The 24,977-nt window shown below is 60.0% G+C and carries 20 protein-coding genes and 1 tRNA gene; 11 read left to right on the forward strand and 10 right to left on the reverse strand.

Annotated elements, in window-relative coordinates:
• Positions 1-33: 33 nt before the first annotated feature.
• The 6 genes from C7378_RS06565 to C7378_RS06590 form a co-directional block, all read right to left on the reverse strand.
• The gene (locus C7378_RS06565) at positions 34-1,335 is read right to left on the reverse strand and encodes an NfeD family protein (RefSeq protein WP_131993678.1); all 1,302 of its coding nucleotides are present in this window, start codon (positions 1,333-1,335) and stop codon (positions 34-36) included.
• The gene (locus tag C7378_RS06570; RefSeq protein WP_243648111.1) at positions 1,335-2,969 is read right to left on the reverse strand and encodes a tetratricopeptide repeat protein; all 1,635 of its coding nucleotides are present in this window, start codon (positions 2,967-2,969) and stop codon (positions 1,335-1,337) included. Before C7378_RS06570 ends, C7378_RS06565 begins: the two co-directional genes overlap by 1 nt.
• 37 nt (positions 2,970-3,006) lie before the next feature.
• Positions 3,007-4,608, reverse strand: coding sequence for a glycosyltransferase family 39 protein (locus C7378_RS06575; protein ID WP_131993681.1), 1,602 nt, complete (start codon positions 4,606-4,608; stop codon positions 3,007-3,009).
• Positions 4,592-4,912 carry a DUF3467 domain-containing protein gene (locus C7378_RS06580; protein ID WP_131993684.1) on the reverse strand — a complete coding sequence of 107 codons (321 nt, stop codon included), beginning with the start codon at positions 4,910-4,912 and terminating at the stop codon, positions 4,592-4,594. The genes C7378_RS06575 and C7378_RS06580 overlap by 17 nt, the downstream gene beginning before the upstream one ends.
• A gap of 34 nt (positions 4,913-4,946) precedes the next feature.
• Positions 4,947-5,031 (reverse strand) — tRNA-Leu (locus C7378_RS06585).
• 100 nt (positions 5,032-5,131) lie between these two features.
• Positions 5,132-8,728, reverse strand: coding sequence for a glycosyl hydrolase 2 galactose-binding domain-containing protein (locus C7378_RS06590; protein ID WP_131993687.1), 3,597 nt, complete (start codon positions 8,726-8,728; stop codon positions 5,132-5,134).
• A 194-nt stretch (positions 8,729-8,922) separates the two neighbouring features.
• Between C7378_RS06590 and C7378_RS06595 the strand changes: the two genes are divergently transcribed.
• On the forward strand, positions 8,923-11,028 hold the full coding sequence (locus tag C7378_RS06595) for a DUF5054 domain-containing protein (protein WP_131993690.1): 2,106 nt from the start codon (positions 8,923-8,925) through the stop codon (positions 11,026-11,028).
• 13 nt (positions 11,029-11,041) lie between these two features.
• Here the strand turns inward: C7378_RS06595 and C7378_RS06600 are convergent, their stop codons facing one another.
• Positions 11,042-11,551: a bactofilin family protein gene (locus tag C7378_RS06600; RefSeq protein ID WP_131993692.1), complete on the reverse strand. Its 510-nt coding sequence runs from the start codon at positions 11,549-11,551 to the stop codon at positions 11,042-11,044.
• Positions 11,552-11,750: 199 nt separating this feature from the next.
• Here C7378_RS06600 and C7378_RS06605 point away from each other — a divergent pair, with 199 nt between their 5' ends.
• From C7378_RS06605 to C7378_RS06625, 5 genes are all read left to right on the forward strand, one after another.
• The gene (locus tag C7378_RS06605; protein ID WP_131993695.1) at positions 11,751-14,300 is read left to right on the forward strand and encodes a ribonuclease R family protein; all 2,550 of its coding nucleotides are present in this window, start codon (positions 11,751-11,753) and stop codon (positions 14,298-14,300) included.
• A gap of 108 nt (positions 14,301-14,408) precedes the next feature.
• A complete protein-coding gene (locus C7378_RS06610) occupies positions 14,409-14,837 on the forward strand; it encodes a twin-arginine translocase TatA/TatE family subunit (RefSeq protein ID WP_131993698.1) in 429 nt (142 codons plus the stop codon).
• Complete coding sequence (tatC, locus tag C7378_RS06615; RefSeq protein ID WP_131993701.1) at positions 14,830-15,627, forward strand: twin-arginine translocase subunit TatC; 798 nt, start codon at positions 14,830-14,832, stop codon at positions 15,625-15,627. The genes C7378_RS06610 and tatC overlap by 8 nt, the downstream gene beginning before the upstream one ends.
• Positions 15,624-16,508 (forward strand): M28 family peptidase, encoded by an 885-nt coding sequence (locus C7378_RS06620; RefSeq protein WP_243648112.1) that lies wholly within the window; start codon positions 15,624-15,626, stop codon positions 16,506-16,508. The genes tatC and C7378_RS06620 overlap by 4 nt, the downstream gene beginning before the upstream one ends.
• On the forward strand, positions 16,468-17,382 hold the full coding sequence (locus C7378_RS06625; protein ID WP_131993704.1) for a TerC/Alx family metal homeostasis membrane protein: 915 nt from the start codon (positions 16,468-16,470) through the stop codon (positions 17,380-17,382). The genes C7378_RS06620 and C7378_RS06625 overlap by 41 nt, the downstream gene beginning before the upstream one ends.
• A gap of 32 nt (positions 17,383-17,414) precedes the next feature.
• Here the strand turns inward: C7378_RS06625 and C7378_RS06630 are convergent, their stop codons facing one another.
• Complete coding sequence (locus C7378_RS06630) at positions 17,415-17,768, reverse strand: rhodanese-like domain-containing protein (RefSeq protein WP_243648113.1); 354 nt, start codon at positions 17,766-17,768, stop codon at positions 17,415-17,417.
• A gap of 98 nt (positions 17,769-17,866) precedes the next feature.
• Here C7378_RS06630 and C7378_RS06635 point away from each other — a divergent pair, with 98 nt between their 5' ends.
• The 3 genes from C7378_RS06635 to C7378_RS06645 are packed head-to-tail and all read left to right on the forward strand — an operon-like array spanning position 17,867 to position 21,766.
• The gene (locus C7378_RS06635; protein WP_131993707.1) at positions 17,867-19,264 is read left to right on the forward strand and encodes a sigma-54-dependent transcriptional regulator; all 1,398 of its coding nucleotides are present in this window, start codon (positions 17,867-17,869) and stop codon (positions 19,262-19,264) included.
• A 31-nt stretch (positions 19,265-19,295) separates the two neighbouring features.
• Entirely contained in the window at positions 19,296-21,194 is a 1,899-nt protein-coding gene (locus tag C7378_RS06640) for a two-component system sensor histidine kinase NtrB (RefSeq protein WP_131993710.1), read from the forward strand.
• Positions 21,191-21,766 carry a hypothetical protein gene (locus tag C7378_RS06645; RefSeq protein ID WP_131993713.1) on the forward strand — a complete coding sequence of 192 codons (576 nt, stop codon included), beginning with the start codon at positions 21,191-21,193 and terminating at the stop codon, positions 21,764-21,766. Before C7378_RS06640 ends, C7378_RS06645 begins: the two co-directional genes overlap by 4 nt.
• A 58-nt stretch (positions 21,767-21,824) precedes the next feature.
• Here the strand turns inward: C7378_RS06645 and C7378_RS06650 are convergent, their stop codons facing one another.
• Positions 21,825-22,682 carry an NAD(+)/NADH kinase gene (locus tag C7378_RS06650; RefSeq protein WP_131993716.1) on the reverse strand — a complete coding sequence of 286 codons (858 nt, stop codon included), beginning with the start codon at positions 22,680-22,682 and terminating at the stop codon, positions 21,825-21,827.
• 41 nt (positions 22,683-22,723) lie between these two features.
• Entirely contained in the window at positions 22,724-23,464 is a 741-nt protein-coding gene (locus C7378_RS06655) for a TlyA family RNA methyltransferase (protein ID WP_131993719.1), read from the reverse strand.
• A gap of 107 nt (positions 23,465-23,571) precedes the next feature.
• Between C7378_RS06655 and C7378_RS06660 the strand changes: the two genes are divergently transcribed.
• A complete protein-coding gene (locus tag C7378_RS06660) occupies positions 23,572-24,168 on the forward strand; it encodes an RNA polymerase sigma factor (RefSeq protein ID WP_131993722.1) in 597 nt (198 codons plus the stop codon).
• A complete protein-coding gene (locus C7378_RS06665) occupies positions 24,165-24,977 on the forward strand; it encodes an anti-sigma factor (protein WP_131993725.1) in 813 nt (270 codons plus the stop codon). The genes C7378_RS06660 and C7378_RS06665 overlap by 4 nt, the downstream gene beginning before the upstream one ends.

Below are 24,977 nucleotides of genomic sequence, written 5' to 3' on the forward strand. Positions count from 1 at the left end.
CTGCAGGAGGTGAAAAAGGCAATGCCAAGAAGCTCAAGGAACCCTCTCGACTAATAGCGTCAAACCACTTACAGCATTGACGCGAACCTGTTCGCCCTCCGCAACGGCGCTGGTAGCCAGCGCCTGCCACAGTTCCCCGTGGACCAGGATCTGACCGGTGGGCGTAAGCGGCTGCTGGGCGATTCCGATCATGCCGACCATTGCCGCGGGACCAGTCATGATCTTATTGCGACGCGCGCGCCAGGCGATACGGGCGAGAAAAGCGGTGATCAGGCCGAAAGACAGCCCGGCGCTGACGGCTGTTGCGAGATGAATGCGAAGCTCGGGAACAGGCGCATCGACCAGCGTCAAGGCTCCGACGATCAGGCAGACGATGCCGGCGGCGGCAAGCACTCCATGGCTGAAGAATTTCGCCTCAAGCAGCAACAGAACGAAAGCGCCGATGAGCAGCATGATCGCCGTATAGCGTATCGGCAGCAGATTGAGCGCGAAGAGGGCGAGCACCACCAGCAGCGTGCCGAGCGCGCCGGGCACGATCGTACCGGGCGCATTGAATTCCAGATAGATGAGCAGCGCACCGGTGACCAGCGCAAGCAGGGCGAAGTTCGGATCGACGAGCCGGTCGAGAATCGATTCGCGGAGAGTGGGTTTGAGAGCCACCAGCTCCGCGCCTGCCGTGTGCAGCGTGACCTTGCCGCCATTGAAGCGTTTCACTTGCCTGCCGTCGATCTGCCGAAGCAAGGCGCTTTCATCCGGCGCGATCAGATCGATCAGATGAAGATCGAGCGCCTCGCGCGCACTGTAAGACTTCGAGTTCAGGACCGCGTCCTGAGCGGCCTGCACGTTTCGATCGCGCGGGGCAGTATAGGAGCGAAGAAATGCGGTCGCGTCATTTTCGAGCTTCTGCTTCATGACGGGATCAAGCCTGCCACCCTCGATAACCGGATGCGCTGCGCCGGCATTCGTGCCCGGCGCCATAGCCGCCACGTCCGCCGCCTCGAGCAGGAAAAATCCTGCCGAACCGGCGCGGCTGCCTGTGGGAGCTACATAGATGATGACCGGCTCAGGAGAGGCAAGAATCGCGCTGACCATGCTGCGGGTGGTGTCGAGCAGGCCGCCGGGCGTATCGAGCTCCACCAGGAGCGCCTGCGCATGCAGCGACGCGGCGCGCTTGATGCCGCGTTGGAGGTAGCCTTCACTGACGGGCTGAATCGTATCTCTGAGATGGAGGACAACAACGACCGGAGCCGACGAAGCCGCGCGGGCGGAAGCAATGGCAAACAGAAGGCATGCGAATAGCCCCAGGAGCGTCAACTGGCGACGCCGGGGCAGCATCACGGCACCTGCTGCCCGCGCGACTCGAGCGCCTGGCGCATGCCGCGTGCGTTTGCGTTATTGGGGTCGAGGTGAAGCGCCTGACTCACCTCATCAGCCGCGGCCGCCGGCTGATTGGAAGCCAGATCGAGCCTCGCGAGGACCAGATGGGCCGGTACGTTTGGCTGCAGAGAGAGAGACTTCTGAGCCTCATCGCGGGCGGCGGTGGAGTTGCCCGTCCGCTCGCGAACCTGCGCAAGGCCTGCGTGGGCAGCGGCATTGGAGCTGTCTGCCGCTAACGCCGATTGAAACTCCCGCTCCGCCTGAAGGAGCAGACCGCGATTGAGGAATACGGCGCCATCCTTCACCAGTTCCGCTGCCCGGGCCGCAGGCGGCATCATGGCGAGTTTCATCATCTGCATCTGTTCAAGCTCGAAGGCTGCCTGCCGGAAACCGGCTTCATTGTAGCTGCGCTTAATGCGTTCGAGCGGACCGCTGTTGTTTGACGCAGATGCGGGGATCACAGCGCCTGACTTGAGCTGTGTCTGAATTCCCTGCGCCTCGGTGTCATTGGGGCGCAGCTTGAGCGCCTGCGTAATCTCGCGAAGTGCACCCGCGGTATCGCCGCGATGGGCAAGGGCAACGGCGAGGTTGAAGCGGTAGTCTGCGTCCTTGGGGTCTGCCGCAACCGCCTGCTGGAAAAGCGGAACCGCGTCTTTTCCCCGCCGGCTTGCTGCTACGGCTTCGTTGTTGACGACCTCCGGAAGGGGAAGCCTGGTCGTATCAAAGGCGAAGGCATCCTCGGCCTTGAGGTAGTTGCCGGTATAGAAGTAGGAGAGTCCGCGATAGAAATCGGCCTCAAGCGCATGCGGATCCGTCTGCCGAAGATGACCGAAGGCAACTGCGGCCTGGTCGTAATCCTGATTGGAAAAATAAGCCCGGCCAAGCGCCAGCCACGCGGGATAAAAACCCGGGCTAAGCTGCAGTGCCTCATGGAGGTGACGGATGCGCTCAGTGGGCGAATCCTCCACCAGGCCGCGCACGTAGTTCTCAAAAACCTCGACGTGAAGGTTTGCATCCGCCGCAACAAAGGTGGACTCCGCTACCGGGTAAGCGGGGTCGATCTGCTTGACAGCATCCCAGGCCAGTGTATTGAGGGTGTTAAGCAGTTGTTCGAGGGGAGCATTTTCGACAATCGGTTTACCCAGCTTGAGACCGGTGACATCCAGCACCCGGGCTGTGAGCGTGATCTCCTTGCCGGTGATGGTGAAGAAGCCGGAAATCACGTAATCGGCATCGAGAGTCTGCGCGAGACGGATGGTGCTGGCGCGGGATGGCTGGAAGTTCAGCGGAAGCCCCAGATGATCGAGGGCATAGAGGCGATCTCCGCGGCTGATGGGCAGAAAACCCGCCGAGCCAAGCCGCTCGTTGAAGATTTCCGGCACTCCTTCGCCAATCCAGTCAAGGCTGGGCTGGCCGCTGTGATTCTCAAACGGCAGCACAAGCAGGAGCCGCCCATGGGCCTGCGCCTGAACCGAGGCAGCAGCCGGGGTTTGCGGCTGCGGACGCGAGGAGGCAGCGGGGCTCTGCTGCGCACGTAGAGGCGCAGCGGCGATCAGGAGCAGCAAGGCGAGGGTGAAAGCAGGAAAGCGCACGTCAACCGTGATTATAGTTCGGGGATTGGGAAGGCCGTCAGGGCAGGAAAGAAAGCCGCGCTTCCACCGGACGATCAAAATGGATCAGGGCTGCCCACTGGCCTTTGCGCTGCTGCCGCCACACGACAGAACCGCCCAGCAGCCGCGCCGCCGCTGCGGCTGAGAGGTCGCGGTGAAAGCTGAAGAAGCGCTGATCGTAAAGCTGATTCCAATGGCCGAGGCTCAGCAGTAAATGTGGCGGATCATACTTGGTCGAAAAGATGAGGGCAACCGTATACGAGGTGGGCGACTGGGCTGCCCGCTCAACCTGTGCAAAGGAAAAATTATCAATAGGAACGACGGGCAGCGGCTGGCTGACGTAACCCAGCTCCGGCTTGGTGAGCTCATCGCTCGCCGGCCACGCGGTGAGCACGGTTGCTCCCGGGTAGCGGGTTTCAATCTGCTGGATGGCTGCCTGTTGCAGCCGGATCATGTCACTGTAGGCGAGGTTATCTTCGGGGGCGAAGCGATAGGGAGGATTGACGAAGAGACCCGCCACGAAAGCCGCCAGAGTCAATGCCACAAGGCCGAGCCAGCCTCGCAGACGGCGGCGAAAGGTGTTGACACACATGAGCAGGACGAGCGGATAGCACGGCAGCAGGTAGCGCGTGAGCAGCGCTCCACCCAGAACGGAAAAACAGAGTACGCTCGCCGCGATGACGACGTAGAAGACCTTCTGATCGGCAAAGCTGATGCGTTCCCTCGGTGCATTCCGGTCTTCAGCGACCGGCGGCAGCAGCATGCATGCAAACATGGCCAGTACCGGCACAAAGAGATTCATGTGCAGGGTGATGTGCATGAGGCGGTGAAGGAAGGCGAGCAGAATACGCAGGGGCGTGAGCGTCTGCGTAGCGTTGTAGCGCAGGTACTCCGGATTGCCAAAGACAAACCCGGTGCGCCGCCAGTGGTAGAGATACCAGAGCGCCAGCGGGAGGATAGGCAGCGCCAGCCGGGCGATGGTGCTGAGTCGGCGTCGCGGGTTGGGCTCTCCAGCCGCCAACCGTACCTCCCAGATAGCGAGAGCAAGAGGCGTGACCAGGGCCGTCTCCTTCGCGAGGACGGCCAGGGAGAAGCACACCGCTGCCCCCCAACCAGCACGATCGCGAAGGTAGAAGTAGATGCCCCACAGAACTGCGGCAGCGGCAAACATATCCGCATGCGCGAGCGTGCTCTGCGCAAACCAGATGGGATAAAGCGCCGTCACCAGCACGGTGGCAGCCCCCACCTGCGGCTTGCCCGTGGTTTCCACAGAAAGCGCGTAGACGGCTGCGAGCGCCACCGCTGAGACGAAGCACATGGCGATCCGGGTGACGAGCGGAGTGAAGCCAAAGAGCTTCCACAAGGCGGCCAGATAAAGCGACGGCAGCGGCGGATGCGCGTTCGACAGCGTCGAGTATGGAATGAGCGAGCCGCTTCGCAGAAAGTCGTACGCCGCGGGAATGTAGTAGCCAGCCTCGTCCCAGTAGTAAGGAAGGCGAAGGAGAGGCAGATGCGTGAGCACCAGCGCGGCAAAGATGCCGGCAAGCACAACCGCCCCCTGCCTGAGGGTTACACCTTGCCGGGAATGACCGTGGGCCACGGGCTCAGTGGACCGGGCCATTCGGAATCGGAACAGGAGTGTGGTGCGGCTCAAGTGCAATGGGCCCGAAGGCCTGCTCATACTGCGCGATGTTCTGCCCGAGAATGTTTAACAGAGCCTTGGCCTGCTGCGGGCTGAGATAGACGCCCTGCATGTTGCGGATATTGAGCTGGTCGGGGGCATCCTGATGGGCCACGCCGAACATGAGGAAAAAGTCCCAGACACTGACTCTGACCTGCACGCTGTTGGCGTAGGTCTCGCGGTAGTCGGGCGATTGGGTGAGATTGATCTTCGGCTGCAGCGGATTTTGTGAACTGGCGCTCATAGCCACTCCAGTCTATCGCGACTCGACAGGAGGTTGGTGCGAAAGGGGGGACTTGAACCCCCACGGTGTTACCCGCCAGATCCTAAGTCTGGTGCGTCTGCCAATTCCGCCACTTTCGCATTCCTTGACGCCATGAATATTGTACGATGGCCGGTCAACTCCGCAATAGTTCTGGGAGCGAAGCGCCTGCCGTCACTCCATTGAGGCAGGCGCTTCCTTTCAATGAGCGATTGAAACAGTCGCCGGGGAAAGGTTGAACCCGGCAAGCGAAAGACGGGGCGAAGCCGCGCCAGATGCGCCTACGGGAAAGCGGATCTCGATGGTGCGACTCTCTCCCGGAAGCAGCGAAACGTAGTTGTCGCTGTAGTAGGCCGGAAGGATGCGCAAGCCACTCTGGCTGGACTCAAGCGTGAGCTTCGCCTGCAGTGCGGCCACGCTTCCGGTGTTACGCAGCTCTACGCTCAGGACACGCTCGCCGTGGTCTGCGGGTTTTGCCTGGGCGCTTGCGGTCACCGTCGCCTGAGGAAGTGCGCTGAGCGTGCGATAGGGCGCGGCTTCCGGTCCCATCCAGTAGAGATTCTGCGAGAGCAGCCTGCCTGCGCTGTCATGCGCTTCCAGCTTGAGGAAAATGAGCTGCTTCTTATGGAGCGCCTCGATCGGCAGAGTGAAGGCATCCTGCTCACGGTCGGCAGCGAGAGTCAGCGTGCCGGTCTTAGCCAGCAGCTCCTGATTCGTTGCGGAGACTACGCGAGCGCTGATGGCTATGGGACCCGTTGGCGCGCTGCCGGTTGTGTCCACCACCTGTACTGTGTCGGTGGTCGGGTCGAACTGGATGTGAATCGGCTCGCACGCCTCCTCAACGCCGTAGAAGGACGCTTGCGTGTCGTAGTCAGAGCTGAGAATCTGCCACATCGTGGACGGCCAGGCAGGCTGCGTCATCCAAAGCATGCGGCCGCTGTTGGGCGCCCAGAGGTGAGCGTTCATGCCTTCAAAGATGGCGCGGTGATCGACATAGTTGAGCATCTGCGCCTTGCGTTCGAAATCAGCGAGGCTGGTAGGTGCGCCGAACTCTTTCGCAATCTCCGTCATGAAGGGAGCAACATCGCCGTTCCCCTTCTGGTGCCAGTCGTGGTAAGCCCAATCGTCGCTCACCGGCCACTGATCCGCTTTCGGGATGAAGCTCTCGAAAGACTGCAGCGTGGGCATGGACGGAGTTCCCACCTCGACGGAGAAGCCTGCATTCGTTTTATTGAAATAGTCCTCCGGGTCACGGAACTTGTAGGGCCCGCTGTTCTGCAGGTTCACCTGGTTGGACGAGGGCGAGTAGTAGCGGGTGCCGTCGAGCGTGTGGGTGAGCTCATCAAGCCCCTGGTTGAGAATGGGCTGGGGTACGCCTTCATTGCGGCCACACCACATCACGATGGAGGGATGGTTACGGAAGCGAAGGATGGTATCGCGTGCGTTCCGGAGAAAGAGCTGCGGATCCTCCGGCTCGGCGTTGTAGTTCTGGGTCGAATCCCAGAAATCATTCCAAACCATGAGTCCATATTCGTCAGCAAGATCGTAGAACGTCTTCTCCGTATTCTGCCCGACCCAGTTGCGGATGATGTTGAGATGGGCGTCGCGATGAAGGCGGAAGTAGGGTTCGAGATGTTCACGTGAGACACGCTTGCGCGAATCGTCCATGCCCCAGTTGCCGCCACGCGCGGCGATGCGGACACCGTTGACCACGATGGTCAGATAGGGTGCAGCTCCCTGATCTGTCGAGGGGCGGTAAGCAGGCGAGCTGTCTTCGCCTTTGCTGATGGAAGAGACCCAGCCGTCGGCGATCTGACGCATGCCGTCGTGGGTGACATCGACGGGTGACACGGGGCCGCTGCGGTCGCGAGAGGGCGAATAAAGCACACGGCGCAGATGTCCTGTATTGTCGAGCAGGCTGAGCTCATAGCTAACCTCGCGAATGCCGAAGCGCAGCTGCTTGCTGTCAGAGAGATGACCGCCCTTTGCGCCAGCAGCCACGAAGCTGAGGCTGAGGGTATGCAGCTCCGGCTTGCCGTAGCCGTTGGGCCACCAGAGGCGCGGATGCTCCACCGTCAACTGAGGAAACCTTGCCGGTGTCAGCTTTTCCGTTGCGCCACCCGGCGGTACGCTCACGTCTTCGTGGACAACCACATCGTCGAAACTGGCAGTGAGCATGCCCTTGAGCGTCGCCTGTGTCGAGTTCGTCAGCGGCACATCAATCTCGACGTCTGCGCGGCTGGTATCGGGCAGATTGGGAAGGGTCGTCACTACTTCCGCGTCGCCAATAGACACGCGGCCCGTCGCCGACAGCTCCACATCCTGCCAGATGCCGGAGTCGCGATCTCGAATGGCGGGAATCCAGTCCCATCCCTCGGTGGCGACGAAGGTCGGTCCGTCGAGGCACATCATGCCGCCATTCTCGCCTGGGCCATCCTTGATGGACTGCTCCTGCGGAATACCCGGATGTGGCGGCGGCGAGATGCGCACAGAGAGCGCATTTTTTGCGCCTGGCTTCAGGATGCCAGTGACATCGAAGGCTCCGCGGATGAACGCACCCTTGATCGTGCCGAGCTTGTGCCCATTGAGCCAGACCTCGGCTGCATAATTGATGCCGTTGAAGGTCAGCGTCCAATTGCGGTCAGCCCCGTGTTCGGCCGCAGTGGGCGCAGTGAACTCGGTCCTGTACCAGTACTGCTGGCGGTTGAGCGATTCGGGAATCGCCATGTTGTTGAGGCCGTAATCAGGGTCGGGATAGACACCGCGGTCAATCATCGTGGTAAGCACAGTGCCGGGTACCGTTGCGACCATCCAGCCGCGATCGTTAAAGCCGGGCTGGGCGATCTTTTCGCCGGCCTCCGCGCCGCTCACCTGTACTTTGGGCGCCGCTTCGAGCATCCATCGGCTGTCTACCTTCCACGTGTCCGCTTCGCCAAGGCGGGTCAGCGTAGCGTGCGCCGGCGGCAGGGGCGCGGCAATGGGCTTTGCATAAGGCGCATTGGAGTGCGGCAGCTGATTGCCGTCCTGGGGCGCGCGGTAGCCTGCCTGCTCGCGGGTCTGCACAGGCCACGGCTTGGATGCGTCCTCAAAACGCAGCAGAGTAAAGTCGGGGCGATTTTCATAGAGCCTCTGGACATCCGCGGCGCTCATCGCCTGGCGGTCGAGTGTGAGAGCAGCGACGGCTCCTCCGAAGTGCTTCCAGGTCTTTGCAGGCCGCGGAGTGTTGAGATCCCCCGGCAGATGACGAGCGGGAGCGATTTCCATGGTAGCGTTAACATCTCCGAACGCAAGAAAAGAGCTCCCGGCGAGGGCGCCATCGCTGTAAAGCCGGGTCATTGTGCCGTCGAAGGTGGCAGTGAGCAGGTGCCATGTGCCGGGCGTCAGCTCCCCGCTGCCAACCAGCGTTGCGCCTTCGCCCATCCAGACGAGCGGCTTGCCTGCCTCAAAGCCAAGCATGCGCGCGTACTCCTCTGCAGGGTCTCCAACACCTCCGATCAATGTAGGCTCGTTTGAGGTCAGCGCGTCTGCGGAGACTCGAACCCAGGCGGAGATAGTCCAGGCCGCGCTGTTGCGAAGGATGGGGTCCTGTGCAGGAATGGGCTTGACCAACCCGGCGCCGCCGGCAAGAGAGACGGCATCGTAGGGGCCGTAGCTCTCAGGGAACGGCAACTGCTGCGGTGCTGCTGCCTGCTGCGCGAGAGCAGATGGCAGACAGCCAAAGGCAGAGGCCGAGAAGAGCGCTGTCGCCAGAAAAAGCCTGCTGACAGAGGGTGGGGCGACGCGACGAAATCCTTGCATGAGTCTCCTAAAAACGGATGGTGCGATATGGGCGCAACATTCTTCCCTACCGCTTATTGACCTTGGCCTATCACTATAAAGCAGCGAGGCCTCTGCACGCCGCAGTGGCTCTTGAGGACTGCCTGCCGCGCCCGGGCAGTATATAGTTGCCACTGAAATCCAGAAACGACTGGATCGGAGAGATAAACCTGCCAATGAATCGCCGGGAGTTTTTGCGCACATCTGCCGCGGCTGGAGCCGCACTGTCTATGCCGGAGCTATTGCGCGGCCAGACCACGAAGCCGGAGTCGGTCAAGCGCGTGCTGATCATGTTCAAATGCCACTTCGATGCAGGGTTCATCAATACTCAGGCCGCCGTGGTCGGCATGTACTTCAACAAATATTTTCCGCAGGCGATGTCGATTGCTGCCGCTTCGCGCGAGTCTGGCCGCGATCCCTACGTCTGGACCACTGGCTCATGGCTCGTCTACGAATATCTGGAGCAGGCCTCACCTGCAGATCGCAAGCGCATGGAGACAGCGCTCGTCCAAGGCGATCTGGCATGGCATGGACTTCCCTTTTCGTGGCAGTCCGAACTGCTGGACCCATCGCTGATCCGCGGCGCAGTCGGCCTTTCGAAATCGCTCGATCAGCGCTTTGGAAAAACAACGACCGGCGCCAAGATGACCGACGTTCCCGGACACACGCGCGGACTGGTGGCTCCGCTTGGGGCGAGCGGGATCGAGTTCCTCGACATCGGAGTCAATGCGGCAAGTACCCCTCCCGATGTTCCTTCTCTCTTCGAATGGCATGACGGCAGCAGGGCGATCACCGTCATGTATCACCATCATGACTACGGCAGCCTGGTCCTGGTGCCCGGCTCTGACCTGGCAGTGGACATCGAGGTGCGCAACGATAACAGTGGCCCGCACACTCCGGAAGAGATCGCGAAGATTTATGCGCGGCTGCGCCAACAGTTCCCCGGTGCGGAGGTGAGAGCCGCCAGCCTCACCGAGATAGCCAACGCTATCGCGCCCTACCGCAGCGGGCTTCCGGTAGTTCAGCAGGAGATCGGCGATACGTGGATCTATGGCGTGTCCAGTGACCCGGTCAAGGTGGCGCGTTATCGCGAGGTGGCTCGGCTGCGGCGCGAATGGATCGGCGGAGGGAAATTCGCGGTAGGTGACGTGACCGATCTCCAACTGCTGCGGCATCTGCTGCTCGAAGCGGAACACACCTGGGGAACGGACACAAAGACGTGGCTGGACTTTGACCATTACACCCCGCATGATCTCAGTTCGGTTATCAAAACACCTCATTACCAGACGGTTGAGTTCTCCTGGAAGGAGAAGCGGGACGATCTCTTTGCAGGGATTGCGACGCTGCCGGAGGAGCTGCGCGCAGAGGCTACGACAAGAGTGGCAGCCTTGAAGCCGTTGCCGCCCTCAACGGATGGACTGGAGCACCTCGATCCGCATCAGACAATCTCCACGGACCGGTTCGAACTTGCCTTTGATCCCGGTACGGGGGCGATACGGCATTTGTATGAAAAGCGGACTCAACGGGCGTGGGCCTCTGCTGAAAATCCGCTGGCGCTTTTTTGCTATCAGACTCTTTCTCAACACGATTACGATATCTTCTTCAACAGCTACTTGAAGTCAAAGGCGGACTGGGCGCCAAAGGATTTCGGCAAACCGAACATTGCACACTTCGGCGCGGAGAGCAGGAACTGGTTTCCCTCGCTGCTGCATCTGTGGCAGGGTCACGATGCGCGGGGAGAGCGGATTGTGGCTGAACTGGGAATTCGGGATGAATCAGCGATGCGCTCAGGACTGGTGGCGTGGCCGCAGAAGATGTACCTGGAAGTGCTGCTGCCGAACGATAGCGCAGAGGTGGAGTGCAATTTCTCCTGGTTTGACAAGGCGCCGAACAGACTGCCCGAGGCGCTTTGGCTGACGTTCCATCCGCCAGTGAAGGAGAGCCGTGGATGGATGATGGAGAAAGCCGGCCAGCCCGTCTCGCCGCTCGACGTGGTTGCGGGCGGAAACAGGCACATGCACGCGATCCTGAATGAGGTGAGCTACCAGGATGGCCAGGGCCGATTCACAATCGAAAGCGTCGATGCGCCGGTGGTAGCGCTGGGCGAGCGTCACCCGGTGTACTTCTCAAACGAGCAACCGGATCTGGCGAAGGGGCTGCACTTCAGCCTCTATAACAACGGATGGGGTACGAACTACATTCAGTGGTTCGGCGAAGATATGCGGTTCCGATTCAAACTGAGGACGGAAGGCTCAGACTCCGCTGCAAAGGCCGGAGTCTGAGCCTGGCGCAGAGCTAGACCTGAACCGGGGTCTTGGCAGGCTCGACAGCAGCGGCCGCCGCAGGCTTCGCATCGCCCGGCTTGCGGATATCGATGCCGCCCTTGAAGAAGGCGCCATCCTCAATCGAGATGCGCTGTGCGGCAACATCGCCAGTGAGCGATCCTTCGCTGCGGATATCAACGCGGTCGCTGGCGTTTACATTGCCGCGAACCTTGCCGAGGACGACGATCTCGCGGGCCGTAATGTTGGCCGAGACCTGGCCATTGCGGCCAACGGTGACGCGGTTGCCCGGAAGAGTGACCGAGCCTTCAATCTTGCCGTCAATGAAAAGCGATTCGGAGCCCGTCACTTCGCCCTTGATCACCAGGCTCTTGCCGATGGTGGCCTGATCGCCAGCAGCCGGCGCGGCCTGTGAGGTGCGGAGTGTGTTCGATTCGAAACTCGGGGTGGAGGGGGTAGCCGGACGCGCTGGCTCGGGAGTGGGGGTCGGCGTCGAGCTGCTGGACTGATTAGGCTTCCACATCTGCTGATGTTTCCTTTCTTGTTAAAACAAAACTCTATCTTCACGCGAAGGTGCGCGTTCTACTGAGTACAGTGAAGGGTCTTGCTCAGGAATCTTCTGTCTGCATCTTAAACATCTCTGCGTAAAAAATGCACATGTTTCGCAAGGAAACTTCAATTCCCCGCCCCATACCGCTTACCATCGGAGGGAAAGAAGGACTATGACCGACCGGGAACTCCTGCGCCACATTGAGCGATCTGCCGGGCAGCGCGCCGGTTACAAGCAGCTTGTCCGGGAATTTGGGCTCGGAGGTGGACGAGAGCGCCGCCTGCTGCTGGAACATCTTGCACGGCTTACGGCCAAAGGGGCGCTGGTCAAACTGGATCGAGAGCAATGGGGCATCGCCCGGGCAGCCGCCACCCGGGACAATCTGGTGGCGGGACGGCTTGATCTGCACCGCGATGGCTTCGGCTTTGTGCGCCCTGCCGACCGGCAAAAGAGCGGGGAGGATGACATCTTTATCCCTCCCGATTCACTCCAGGGGGCCATGCAGGGCGACCAGGTGCTGGTGGAGCTTGCGCCACCCCGCGGGGACGGACGCCGTCTGGGACGCATTGCGCGCGTACTCACCCGCAAGAACCCAACCATCGTGGGCATTTTCCACTATGGCCGCCACGCAGGTGCGCAGGGACACCTCGTGACTCCGGTGGATGAGCGAATGACCCGCCCGATCCTCATCCCTTTTGACGCGGAGCTGCCCTCGGTCCGGGAGATGGCAGGACCACATCGCGTGTTGGGTGAAGAGGCCTTGCGCGGCGCTTTTGAAGATCTGGAAGGACTGGTGGTGGATGTGGAGATCACCGACTGGCCCACCGAGACGCGGATCGCGCGGGGCCGGGTGGTCGAAGTGCTGGGCCAGGAAGATGCCTTTGGCGTCGATGTCGAGATCGTTATCCGCAAGCACCAGCTTCCACGCATCTTTCCGGACAACGTGCTGGAAGAGGCTCGACGGGTAGCCGTTCTCGACCCGGAAGAAGCAGCACACCGGCGCGATTTCCGGCATCTGCCGATCGTGACGATCGATGGCGAAACGGCCCGCGACTTCGACGACGCCGTGCTGGTGCAACAACACGATGACGGCAGCTGGGAGCTGCAGGTACATATTGCGGATGTGGCGCATTACGTTCCTACGGCCTCAGACCTTGACCTCGAAGCGCGGCTGCGCGGCACCTCGGTCTACTTTCCGGATCGCGCCATCCCCATGCTGCCGCAGGAGCTCTCGACCGGCATCTGCAGCCTGCGGCCCGGCGAAGACCGCCTTGTACTGTCGTGCCTGATGCAGATCGATGCGGAGGGAGCGGTGCTTGGCTTTGAGATCTGCGAGGGCATCATCCGCTCCGCGCGCCGGATGACCTACACGCAGGTCTACCGCATTCTCGATGGAGATGAAGCCGCACGTGAGGAGTTTGCCCCGCTGGCGCCCGAGTTTGACCGGATGAAGGAGCTGGCCCTCATTCTGAATGCTAAGCGGGAGCGACGTGGCTCCATCGACTTTGACCTGCCAGAACCGATCATCGAGTTTGACGAGTTCGGCGCGATGAAGAACGTCACCCGCTCAGAACGCAACTGGGCGCACCGGCTGATTGAGGAGTTCATGCTATCGGCCAATGAGTGCGTCGCTTCATGGCTTGAAAACCTTGGTGTGCCGTCGATCTATCGTATTCATGAGAAACCGGAGCCGCGCCGGGTGGTCGAGTTTGAGGATACCGCCGCGAGCTTCGGCTACTCCCTCGGGATCGGCGCGCTGCCCGTGCGCCGGGTGACGATGAAGGCCGACCGTCGCGAAAAGCACAGTCACGGCCATCGCGGCAGCAGCGCAAGGCAGCACGAGATTCCCGAAGATATAGCGGTGACTCCGCAGATGTACCAGCGGTTGACGGCAAAGATCGCCGGAAAGCCGGAAGAACGCATCCTGGCCTACCTGATGCTGCGCTCGCTCAAGCAGGCCCGGTATAGCGAGAAGAATGAAGGCCATTTTGCCCTGGCGGCACCCTGCTATACGCACTTCACCTCGCCGATCCGCCGTTATCCGGATCTAATTGTGCACCGCATCACGAAAGCACTGCTGGCCGCCGGCGTCGATGGCCATGGTGAACTGGTGAAAGGTGAGCCGCATGCCCGATCACGCCCCTGGACTGCAGGGCATCCCACGCATCGAGCTGCTTCGGAGATTGAGGCTCCTATTCCTGAAGCGGAGCTGGCAGCGATTGCCCTGGAAACGAGCGAGACAGAGCGCCGCGCAGCCGATGCCGAGCGTGAACTGGTGGAGTGGAAGAAGGTCAAGTTCATGCGCGACCGCGTCGGGGAAGATTTCGACGCACTGGTGCTGAATGCGACGAAGTATGGCCTGTTTGTAGAGCTGCATAATCTCTTCATCGAAGGGCTGGTTCCTATCGAATCGCTGGGGCGCATGGATGGCGACTTCTATAGTTACCGCGAAAATACGCGGGTCATCATGGGAGAGCGAAATAAGCGGCGCTTCTCCGCCGGGCAGCAGGTTCGCGTCCTTCTTGACCGGGTAGACGCCCAGCAGCGACGGCTCCAGTTTTCCATTCTCGAAGCGGAAGACGGCACCACGGTGCAGGCGCGGCCAGCCAAGGGCAAGACCTTTCTAAAGAAGCAGAAAAAGCTGGCCAAGAGCATGCAGCAAAGTACAAAACCCGCTCCGAAGCGCCCTTTCAAGAAGAACCGCTCCAAGCGGCGGAAGTAGCTACTTCCGGGGCGGGGTATCTCAAAAGAGACGTGACAGCATCCGTTTTCGCGGCAAGGCCGTTCCCTATTTGTGGCTGGTGGCTTGCGGCGGGTAATATGAGGAACAATGCATCTGGGCGATTCCATTTTCATCTTCGTGCTGGCTCTGGTTCTCTTCGGACCGAAACGTCTGCCGGAAATAGCCCGCCAGATCGGCAAGCTGATGGCCGAGTTTCGCCGCGCCAGCAACGAATTCAAAATGCAGATGGATGAAGAGTTGCGCGCGATGGAGCAGCAGGAGCGGCAGAAACAGATGTCTGAAGCTGCGGCGCAATCGACCGCCACAGCCACTGCAGAGACGCCGCAACTGACCATCATGCCACCTTCGACGGGTGAGCAGGTAAGCCGAATTCCCCCGCCGGAAGAGGCGGCTGCCATTGCCGCGGCAACTCCGCTGGAAGAGCCGGTCAACCGGCCCGCACCGGCGCCTGAGCCCAGCAGCCCCAGTGAGCACTCAACGCAAGAAACGGAGCAGGCAACCACCTCCCATGGCTGACATCGTCGACCGCGCGCGCGCGGCCGTATCAGAACGCGCCGAACTGCCGGGCATGAGCCTGATGGAACACCTGAACGAGCTGCGCCGCCGCATCGTTCATTCGGTCATCTATATCGTCGTCGGGTTTTTCGTCGCCTACGCCTTCCATGAGAAGATCTACGGCTACATGCAGCGGCCCATCACGCTGGCGCTGGCAGCGCACCATATGCCGACGCAGCTGGTCTATCACAACCCCATCGATGCCTTTAACCTCTACCTCAAGATCAGCTTCATGGGCGGCTGCATCCTTGCTTCCCCTTTTGTGCTCTACCAGGTCTGGCTTTTCATTTCGCCGGGCCTCTATCAGCACGAAAAGCGCTATGTGACGCCCTTCATGATCGCGACGGTCGGGCTGTTTCTTGCCGGCGCCTACTTCGGCTTCCGCTGGGTCTTTCCGGGGTCGCTGGACTTCCTGCTCGGGTACAGCAAGGAGTTTCGCCCTCTCATCGAGATCAACGAATATACAGACCTGTTTCTCACCGTCATTCTGGGCCTTGGCATTACGTTTGAGCTGCCCATCCTGGTGATGTTCCTCTCGCTCTTCGGCATTGTCAGCCCGAAGTTTCTGTGGAAGAACCTGCGTTACGCGATCCTCATCATCTTCGTCATCGCAGCGATCATTACGCCGACGCCCGACGTGCTGACGATGTGCGTTTTCGCCACCCCTATGCTCTGCCTTTATCTGATCAGCATTGGAGTCTCATTCATGGTCCACCCGTCTCGGCGGAAGGCGAAGGCGGAAGCAGCATGATGCGTCGTGTCATTGCTTCCCTGCTTTTGCTGACAGGTTCGGCAATGGCTGCACCACCGCAGATCAACTTCAATGGCGCAAAGGCGCTCGAGTACACCCGCCAGTTTGTCGCCATCGGACCACGCTGGGTTGGAAGTCCGGGACACGCGAAGGCTGAGGCATTTCTGAAGAAGACCTTTGCCCGGGATCATCTCGAAGAAGATACCTTTACCGCGCAGACACCGGCGGGTCTGATGACCATGCACAACTTCATCGTGAAGTTCCCGGGCAGCAAGCCGGGCGAGATTGTGCTGGCCTCTCACTATGAAACCAACTATCCGCTGAGAAATATCAACTTCGTCGGAGCCAACGACGGCGGCTCCAGCACGGGGCTGCTGATCGAAGCCGCGAACCATCTTCGCGGACATGTGCTGGACGGGCCAAGCGTCTGGCTGGTCTTCTTCGATGGAGAGGAAGCGTTTCAGAGCTGGTCGCACTCCGACTCCCTCTACGGCAGCAAGCACCTGGCAGCGAAGTGGCAGAACGACGGAACACTGAAGACCATCAAGGCATTCCTGCTGGCGGACATGATCGGGGACAAGGACCTCGACATCGACCGCGACCTGAACTCTACGCCATGGTTGCTCGATACGGTGGACAAGGCAGCTGCCAAGTTCGGGTATCAGTCCTATTTCTTCCAGCGCAATAATCAGATTGAGGACGATCACCTGCCCTTCATGCAGCGAGGGGTACCGTGTGCCGACATCATCGATATCAACTATGGGTATGAAGACTCCTACCACCACACCGCGCAGGACACGATGGACAAGCTCAGCGCCCGGAGCCTGACGATCGTGGGCGATGTTTTTCTGGAAACCATCCAGATGCTCGATCAGCGATGAGCCGATGATCGCGGGCGCGCCTCTCTCCTGGTGGATTGGCTTTCACGCACTGGTGATCGGTCTGCTGCTGGTCGATCTGGTGGTGCTTGCCCGCTTCAAACAGGCGGCGCGCCTGCGAGTGGCGTGGAGCTGGACCATCTTCCTCGTGACCGTGGCCAGCGGTTTTGCGATTTTCCTCTCAAGGACACAGGGGCACCGGCCTGGGCTTGAGTTCTTCTCCGGCTACTTGATTGAAGGCTCTCTCAGCGTCGACAACCTGTTTGTTTTCCTTTTGCTCTTTCGCTCCGTCAGGCTCACGGAAGAAGAACAGCGACGCGTGCTGCTGTGGGGGGTGCTCGGGGCGATTGTGATGCGGGGCATGTTCATCGCCGCCGGCGTCTCCCTGCTTACCCGCTTCGCCTGGCTGGAATACGCCTTCGGCGCATTTCTCCTGATCGCCGGTATTCGCCTGTTTCGGCACGATCCCGGAGCGTCGAGCATTCCCGGCCCGGCGCGTTGGCTGAAGCACAGGTTTGAAGCGAAGGGAAAGATGACGACCGCCGGGATCCTGCTTGTGATCGCGGCAGTAGAGGCAACCGACCTGATCTTCGCCCTGGACTCGGTCCCAGCGGTGCTGGCTGTCTCCCGGAATCCGTTTGTGGTTTATACGTCAAACATCTTTGCGATCCTGGGTCTGCGATCTCTCTACTTCGCACTGGGCGGACTGCTGGAACGCTTCAAACTGCTGCATTATGCGCTGGCAATCATCCTCAGCTTTGTGGCTTTGAAGATGCTGCTGGCGCACTGGATCACGATTCCGGTGAGCATATCGCTGGGCTTTATTCTGGGCACGCTGGCCATCACCATCGTGGCTGACCGGCTCACCGCACGATAGGCCGGTCAGCTATCCGGGGTGTACCTGCTGCTTCAGTACTGCGGAACTTCAGGATCAACTGCCTCCGACCAGGCGTCGATTCCCCCGCGCATGGATTGCACGTTTTCAAAGCCCTGCTCCCGCAGCCACATGGCCACGCTCATGGAGCGGACACCATGATGGCAAACAGTTACAATATGAGAGTCCGGGTCGAGTTCCTGGTGGGCGCGAGACGGAATATCGCCCATCGGGATATGGAGACTACCCTCTATTTTTGCCGTCTCTACTTCCCATGGTTCACGCACATCGAGCAGCACAAAGCCTGCTGCACCGATCTTCTTTAATGTTTCCACTTCTTTGCAGTTGATCTCGTAACCAAGCATAACTTTTGAAGATACACGATTCATTCGCATCCTGGACAAATCGCAACGGAAGATCTCACCGGCGTGGTACAAGAGAAAGCAGCATAGCTGAAGAATCTAGGGATACCCCGAAAAAGCGTTAGATGGCAAATCAAGAAAAAGTACTGATAGTAGAAGATGAACCTAATGCCTTGATAGGACTTGCGGAACTGGTCTCCGGATGGGGATACAGAACCGAAACAGCACGAGATGGTGTTGAAGCCCTGGATCGCGTGCAGACATGGCAGCCAGGCATCATCGTGACTGACCTGAAGATGCCCCGCATGGATGGGCTGGAACTGCTGGAGCGCCTCGGCGAACTCAAGCAGGATCAGGCAGTTATTCTGCTGACGGCGCAAGGCAGCATTCAACTGGCAGTCGAAGCAATGAAGATGGGCGCATACGACTTCATCCAGAAGCCGATCGACCCAACCCGGCTGCGTACAATTCTGGCAAATGCAAACAGGCAGCGGGATACTCAACGGGAACTTGAGGTTACTCGCCGTAAGCTGCGGGATAAAGGGGCTTTAGGCTCTCTCGTCGGCTCCTCCAAAAAGATGCAGGAACTCTTCGGGCTGATTGAACGGGTGGCTACCAGTAACGTTTCCGTCCTCATTACCGGAGAGAGCGGCACCGGCAAGGAGCTGGTTGCGCGGACGCTCCATGAGCTAAGCCCGAGAAAGATAAAGCCCTTCGTTGCGGTCAACTGCGCGGCCATCCCTGAGACGCTGATTGAAAGCGAGATTTTCGGGCATGAGAAGGGCGCGTTCACCGGAGCGGTGGAGCGTCGATCAGGGTGTTTTGAACTGGCAGAAGAAGGCACGCTGCTGCTGGACGAAATTGGCGAAATGCCGATCGGTACGCAGGCCAAGCTGCTCCGCGTGCTCGAGGACCACAAACTGCGGCGGCTAGGCAGCAAGGTGGAATCGCCCGTGGACGTGCGGGTGCTGGCGGCAACGAATAAAGAGCCTGAGTTGGCGGTCGCCAATGGAGAGCTGCGCGGCGACCTGTATTACCGGCTGAACGTGTTCAACATCCACATGCCGCCGCTGCGGGAGCATAAGGACGATATCCCGGCCATTGCGGAGTCCCTGCTCCAGGACATGAATCGCAAGCACGACCGCCATGTGAGCGGCTTCGACAGCGAGATGCTCGCCCGGCTGATGGCCTATGACTGGCCGGGAAATGTGCGCGAGCTTCGCAATACACTCGAACGGGCAGTGATCCTCTGTGGCGAGGGTGAGCTTGAGCCGCGGCACCTGCCTCCAAATTTCGGCTCGAAGCAGTTGCGTCTCAGCCATGACAACAGCTCCATGGTGCAGGTGGAGGTCGGCACGACCGTCGATGAAGCGGAGCGGCGCCTGATTCTCAAGACCCTGGAGTCGACGGGCAACAATAAGACCCGAGCAGCAGAGATCCTCGGGATCAGCCTGAAGACGCTCCACAACAAATTGAAGGAGTATGGCACGGCGACTTCCGGAATGGATGCGCTTGAGCAGTGAACCTCTCGCCTAGGGCCAAGGACAACCACCCATGCGATTGAAGTCAAAAATCGTCGCAGCCATCACGGGGCTGGTGTTTGTTGTCTCCAGCTTTCTCTCCTGGCTCTACCTCAGTGCGCTGCTGAAGCAGCACATTGAGCAATCCTATTCAGCAACCGACGTGATCGCTCACCAGATGCTCTTCGCTTTGCGGGAGTCGATCGCCAACGGATTGAACAACCGCAAGGTGGATACGAACGATCCGGCAGCTTTTCGTATTGCCGTCGCGGATGCGTTGCGGAAGGATCCAGGGTTGAATGCGCTGATGAACTCCATCATCAGCTACTCGCCGACAGTCTTTGACGTGTCGATCGCAGACAAAAGCGGGCGAGCGCTGCTGAGCACCGATCCGACGCAGCAGGACCAGCTGCTCCCTACCCGGCCCGAATATGGGGCGCTCCTGAATGTGTCGCCCATCTCCACGCTTGAAGTACTTCTCGGTCCCCCGCGTGTCTACGATCTCTCTCTCGGCCTCGACCTCAACCGGCAGCGCTTCCTGACGGTGCATATCGGCATCCGCACCACGTTGCTGAGGAATGCATTCGAGCCATGGCTGGTGGAAGCGATGTGGGTGACGAGTCTGGTGATCCTTAGCTCGCTCGCGGTGTCAGCCTTTCTCGCAAACCTGGCGCTGAAACCGCTGGAAGACATCAGTCGAAGACTCGATCTGCTGCAGTCCGAAGGCAAGATGCAGAGCGAGGCCGAACCCGACGAATCTGTCGATACGGTCGCCCAGGTTTCGCACAAGATCGAGCGGATCGGTCGGCGGATGCGGAATGTCGAAGAGGTATTTTCCGCGCTCAAGGAAAACCTCGATCAGATCCTGTCCAACCTGCAGGACGGCATGATGCTGTTCACGCGCGATGCGCGGGCTGTGCTGATTTCAAGTTCGGTGGAGCGCTTTCTGGGAAGAGATCGCGACCAGATGTTCGGCGCAACCATCCACGAAATCTTCAATCGTGGCACGATCCTGGGACGCACCATCCGGCAGGCTTTCGACGCCGGCATTTCGCTTGTGCAGGAAGAGGTGACAACCGAAACCGGACGTCGGGTTGAGGTATCTCTCGATTTTATCTATGACGAGAATTCAGCGGGCGGCCTGGGCGCGCTGCTAACGCTGCACGATCTGGAGTCCCTGAGAGAGATTGAAAACGAACTGGAACTCTCGCGGCGCATGGCGGCCATTGGGAGGTTGACGTCAGGTGTGGGACACGAAGTAAAAAACCCGATTAACGCCATTGTGGTGCACCTTGAGTTGCTGCGAAACAAGATGAGCGCCGAAGACAGTGCTTCCCTGCGGCACCTTGAGATTATCCAGAGCGAAATCGAAAGACTTGACCGCGTCGTTCAGACGCTGGTGGACTTTTCCCGCCCGGTGGAGCTGCGCCTGCAGGATCACGATCTGCGCGCGGTGCTGTCCAGCGTTCTGACGCTGGCATCAGCTGAACTCGAGACCATGGGGATAGAAGTCGCGAGCACGCTGCCGGAACGGATGGTGCTGGTCAAGGTGGATGGAGACCTGCTCAGGCAGGCGCTGCTCAATATAGTGCTGAACGGTGCGCAGGCAATGCAGAACGGCGGCAGGCTGGAAGTGCTGCTGGCCGAGGACGCGCGGTGGGCCGTGCTCAGCATCAGCGACCAGGGTGAAGGAATCGCTACGGATGTGCTGCCAAAGATTTTCGACCTCTACTTCACGACCAAGAAAACCGGGAGCGGCATTGGGCTGGCAATGACGTACCGGATTGTACAACTGCATAACGGAAAAATTGACGTAGAATCTCACGTGGGTAGAGGTACGAAGTTCACCCTTCGGATTCCTATAAATTCTGATACACGACAGCGCGGCCAACTGGAGACAGCAACCACGCTCTTAGAGGAGCAGCAGGGATGAGTTCCGCCATCAAGGTTGCGGCCCTAGGTGTGCTGCTGGCTTTCGTAGCAGGATGCCGACACAAGAAACAACCTATCCTGCCCCGGCAGACGCAAGCTCCCGTAGTCACTGCCGCGCCCCCGTCGAGCAGTCCGGAGCTTCCCACGGTTCCCGCGCCGGAAGCGCCCAACGTGTCAGAAGCAAAGCCGGAAGCGCCCCATCCGAAGCCAAAACACAAGCGTCGCAAGACGACGCCGACTAAAACCGAAAGCCCCGCGGAGACGCATACAGAGACTATTCCAGCGCAGGCGCCCGCGGTTCCACCGTCGAACTCGCCGATTGGCCAGCTCTCAACCGGGAGCGACCAGGCGGGAGCCGAAAGCCGCGCGGAAACCGTCGAACTGATCAATTCAACGGAGAAGGGTCTCGACGGTCTTACGCGTCCGCTGAGCACGGAGGAGCAGGAAACGGTGACACAGATCAGGGCTTTTCTGGTGAAGGCGCGCGGAGCGCTCACAGCCAACGATCTCGACGGAGCGCATACCCTGGCCACAAAGGCCAGAGTGCTGCTCGATGAGCTAACTAAAGAGTAGCGGGCGGAGTTCCCTGTCTAGATCTCTTCCGGCCCAGAGGCGCCGGAGCGCGCAGACTCTATCGTTCGCCCCACTTCAGCTTGGAGCGAAGCACCTCAAAAAAGCCGGTGTTGCCCAATCGCAGCAAGGGAACGCTGTACTGCGAGCGGCGACAGTGCAGCTCATCGCCTACCTTGAGCGCAACGGCCTCCTGGCCATCGACGGTCAGGAAGGTCTGGTCCGGAATGCCCTCCACGCTGAGGACAATATTCGCGTCGCCGCGAACCACCATCGGGCGAATGGTAAGCAGATGCGGACATACCGGGGTCACGATCATGGCATCGACCGTCGGCATCAGGATTGGCCCATTGGCGGCGAGGGAGTAGGCAGTGGAACCGGTGGGCGTGGAAACGATCACGCCATCTGCCCGGAAAGAGGCTGCAATCTGGCCGTCGAGCCGGACCGTGAAACCGCCCATGCGGGCAATGGCGCCCTTGGCCACGACCACATCATTCAGCGCCTCATGCTCGCAAAACACTTTACCCTCGCGCCACAGCTCGCTGTGGAGCATGGCCCGGGAGTCAATGGTGCAGCAGTTGTCGCACCATCCCTCAAGGGTTGAGTAGAGTTCGCTCAGCCGAACCTCGGTGAGAAACCCCAGCGAACCGAGGTTGACGCTGAGCAGAGGGATACCGGTTTTGGCAAAGGCGCGCGCGGCGGCCAGAAGCGTGCCATCGCCCCCGAGGACGATGACAAGGTCAGGCCGGGCAAGCGGCATCTCCTGACGGGGCACCACCCGGACTACGCCGGCGTAACCGCCGCTGACGGGATCCAGCAAGGGCTCGAAACCATGCGCTTTCAGCCATAGCACAAGCTCGGGCACCAATGTGGCCAACTCATCCTTCTGAGGCTTCGAAATGATTCCAATCGTGGGCATGCGTTTCCAGTCTATCGGACTATGAGCGCATCAAAAAAACCTCATGCTCCAGTCGCTTTCCAGATGGCGTAAAGCAGGAATTCCCGGTTTCCTTCTGCCCCGAGAATAGGTGATTCTCTCTCCTGAATGCTACCAGCGCCAAGCTCCATCAGGCAGCTTCGAACTCGTTCGACGGCGGCTCGCTGAGCTTCAGGACTGCGCACGATGCCGCCTTTGCCGATGTGTTGGCGACCGGCTTCGAACTGAGGCTTGGCGAGCACCACCATCCGCTCCGGGCGTGCCGCTGCTACTACCGCAGGCAGAACGAGGGTAGCGGAGATGAAGGACACATCCATGGCGGCAAAGGTGATCCCCGGGGGCAGGCTGTCCGGCGCCAGATGGCGCGCGTTCGTGCGCTCCATCAGCTGGACGCGCGGATCATCGCGCAGCTTCTGAGCTATCTGCCCATAGCCGGTGTCGATGGCCAGGACGCGGGCAGCGCCATGCTGCAGCATGCAGTCGGTAAAACCGCCCGTGGAGGCGCCGATATCGGCACAAAACAGGCCGCTCAGGTCGATCTTCCACTCCGCCAGTGCCGCTTCAAGCTTGAGGCCGCCTCTCCCGACATAGCGAAGATCGTCCCCCAGCAGGCGGAAGACTGCATCGGCTGCAACCGGAGAGCCGGGCTTCTCGATTTTCTGTTCGTTGACCAGTACTCGCCCCGCCAGAATCAAGGCCTGGGCACGTTCGCGGCTCGGAGCGTACCCTCTCGATACCATCAATTTATCCAGCCTCTCTTTCATGACAAGAACTCTCCCCGAATGTTACTGTTGCCCAGGATCGATTATTCGCATCCAAACGCCTGTAGTCCAACCGAGCACTACAAGAGGATCGTTAGCGTTTCTGAATAATGCCTGAGAATCAAGTCAATCCGATAAACCCCTACGATCGCGCGAGAGACGCCGGTCGATCAGCAACAGGAAAGCCTGAAGAGGCGGCGCTGCTGGCCCGTGTGATCAAGGGCGATCAGGATGCAATGGTCGCGATTTACGACCGCTATGCTCCCATGATCTACTCAGTGGCGCTTCGGGTGCTTAAGGACCCGGGTGAGGCTGAGGACATCGTTCAGGAGATTCTGGTCCAGGTTTGGCAAAATCCAGCTTCGTTCGTATCGGAGCGGGGTTCTTTCGGCGCATGGCTGGTGGTGGTGGCTCGAAACAGGTCAATCGACAGGCTACGCCGCAGAAAGCCATCTGAATCAGTAGACGAAGTCGTACTACCAGCAACGACAAATCTGGCGAATGAAGCCGAGCGGTCGATTATGCTGGAAAAGGTACGACAAGTGCTGGTTGGATTGCCAACAGAGCAGCAGAAGTCATTAGAATTAGCATTTTTTGAAGGACTGACTCATACAGAGATCGCGGCAAAAACCGGCGATCCACTCGGCACGGTGAAGACACGGATCAGAATGGCCCTGACTTCCCTAAGAAAGGCAATGCAGTCTTGAACGGCGCGCAGCACATTCCGGAAGAAGACCTGGCGCTCTATGCGATGCAGGCGCTCAGCCCAGAGGAGACTCGCGCGGTGCAGGCGCATCTGGACGTGTGCCCCGCATGCAGGCAGGCAGTCTCTGAAGCGCTGGGCGATCTGGCGCTGGTGGGAGCAAGCGTTGAGCTGCAGCCGTTGCCACAGGGTGCACGCGAACGCTTCATGCAGCGGATTGGCGCCGATTCTAACCTCGCCACCTCTTCCGATCGCTCGACTCGACCAGCTCACAGCGAAGCAACCGTTACTGCGATGCCCAGGCGCAGCCTCTTTGGAACCATAGGATGGCTTGCTGCGGCTGCAGCACTCTTCTTTGCAGCATGGCTCGCAAATCAAGACCACAACCTACGGCAGCAGCTCAATGCGCAACGCTGGCAGGTGACCCAACTGGCAGCCAAGGCAGATCGCGCGCAGGACCTGATGGATGCTCTGACCTCTCGCAGCGCACAAAGAGTGACGCTCACGGAAGGCAAGCAGACGGCGAAACCGGCTGGCCATGCTACTTACCTCCCGAGCCGCGGCGCGCTGATTTTTACGGCCACCAACATGCGTCCGTTGCCCAGCAACAAGACATATGAGCTGTGGCTGATCCCGGCTAACGGCACGGGCCCTGTGCCTGCGGGGCTGTTTCGCCCGGATGCGACGGGATCAGCGAGCGTGGTTCTTCCCGCTCTGCCCCAGGGTGTTCCAGCGAAGGCCTTTGGCATCACGATTGAGAATGCAGTGGGCTCGACTACCCCAACCCTTCCCATCATCCTCTCCGGAAGCTAA

Source organism: Acidipila rosea, from assembly GCF_004339725.1.
Taxonomy (GTDB): domain Bacteria; phylum Acidobacteriota; class Terriglobia; order Terriglobales; family Acidobacteriaceae; genus Acidipila; species Acidipila rosea.

What these genes read in the sequence shown, in the direction of transcription:
- C7378_RS06565 (WP_131993678.1), bottom strand. Translation starts at nt 1,335, where the DNA reads ATGCTGCCCCGGCGTCGCCAGTTGACGCTCCTGGGGCTATTCGCATGC.
- C7378_RS06575 (WP_131993681.1), bottom strand. Translation starts at nt 4,608, where the DNA reads ATGGCCCGGTCCACTGAGCCCGTGGCCCACGGTCATTCCCGGCAAGGT.
- C7378_RS06580 (WP_131993684.1), bottom strand. Translation starts at nt 4,912, where the DNA reads ATGAGCGCCAGTTCACAAAATCCGCTGCAGCCGAAGATCAATCTCACC.
- C7378_RS06590 (WP_131993687.1), bottom strand. Translation starts at nt 8,728, where the DNA reads ATGCAAGGATTTCGTCGCGTCGCCCCACCCTCTGTCAGCAGGCTTTTT.
- C7378_RS06595 (WP_131993690.1), top strand. Translation starts at nt 8,923, where the DNA reads ATGAATCGCCGGGAGTTTTTGCGCACATCTGCCGCGGCTGGAGCCGCA.
- C7378_RS06600 (WP_131993692.1), bottom strand. Translation starts at nt 11,551, where the DNA reads ATGTGGAAGCCTAATCAGTCCAGCAGCTCGACGCCGACCCCCACTCCC.
- C7378_RS06605 (WP_131993695.1), top strand. Translation starts at nt 11,751, where the DNA reads ATGACCGACCGGGAACTCCTGCGCCACATTGAGCGATCTGCCGGGCAG.
- C7378_RS06610 (WP_131993698.1), top strand. Translation starts at nt 14,409, where the DNA reads ATGCATCTGGGCGATTCCATTTTCATCTTCGTGCTGGCTCTGGTTCTC.
- tatC (WP_131993701.1), top strand. Translation starts at nt 14,830, where the DNA reads ATGGCTGACATCGTCGACCGCGCGCGCGCGGCCGTATCAGAACGCGCC.
- C7378_RS06620 (WP_243648112.1), top strand. Translation starts at nt 15,624, where the DNA reads ATGATGCGTCGTGTCATTGCTTCCCTGCTTTTGCTGACAGGTTCGGCA.
- C7378_RS06625 (WP_131993704.1), top strand. Translation starts at nt 16,468, where the DNA reads ATGTTTTTCTGGAAACCATCCAGATGCTCGATCAGCGATGAGCCGATG.
- C7378_RS06630 (WP_243648113.1), bottom strand. Translation starts at nt 17,768, where the DNA reads ATGAATCGTGTATCTTCAAAAGTTATGCTTGGTTACGAGATCAACTGC.
- C7378_RS06635 (WP_131993707.1), top strand. Translation starts at nt 17,867, where the DNA reads ATGGCAAATCAAGAAAAAGTACTGATAGTAGAAGATGAACCTAATGCC.
- C7378_RS06640 (WP_131993710.1), top strand. Translation starts at nt 19,296, where the DNA reads ATGCGATTGAAGTCAAAAATCGTCGCAGCCATCACGGGGCTGGTGTTT.
- C7378_RS06645 (WP_131993713.1), top strand. Translation starts at nt 21,191, where the DNA reads ATGAGTTCCGCCATCAAGGTTGCGGCCCTAGGTGTGCTGCTGGCTTTC.
- C7378_RS06650 (WP_131993716.1), bottom strand. Translation starts at nt 22,682, where the DNA reads ATGCCCACGATTGGAATCATTTCGAAGCCTCAGAAGGATGAGTTGGCC.
- C7378_RS06655 (WP_131993719.1), bottom strand. Translation starts at nt 23,464, where the DNA reads ATGAAAGAGAGGCTGGATAAATTGATGGTATCGAGAGGGTACGCTCCG.
- C7378_RS06660 (WP_131993722.1), top strand. Translation starts at nt 23,572, where the DNA reads ATGCCTGAGAATCAAGTCAATCCGATAAACCCCTACGATCGCGCGAGA.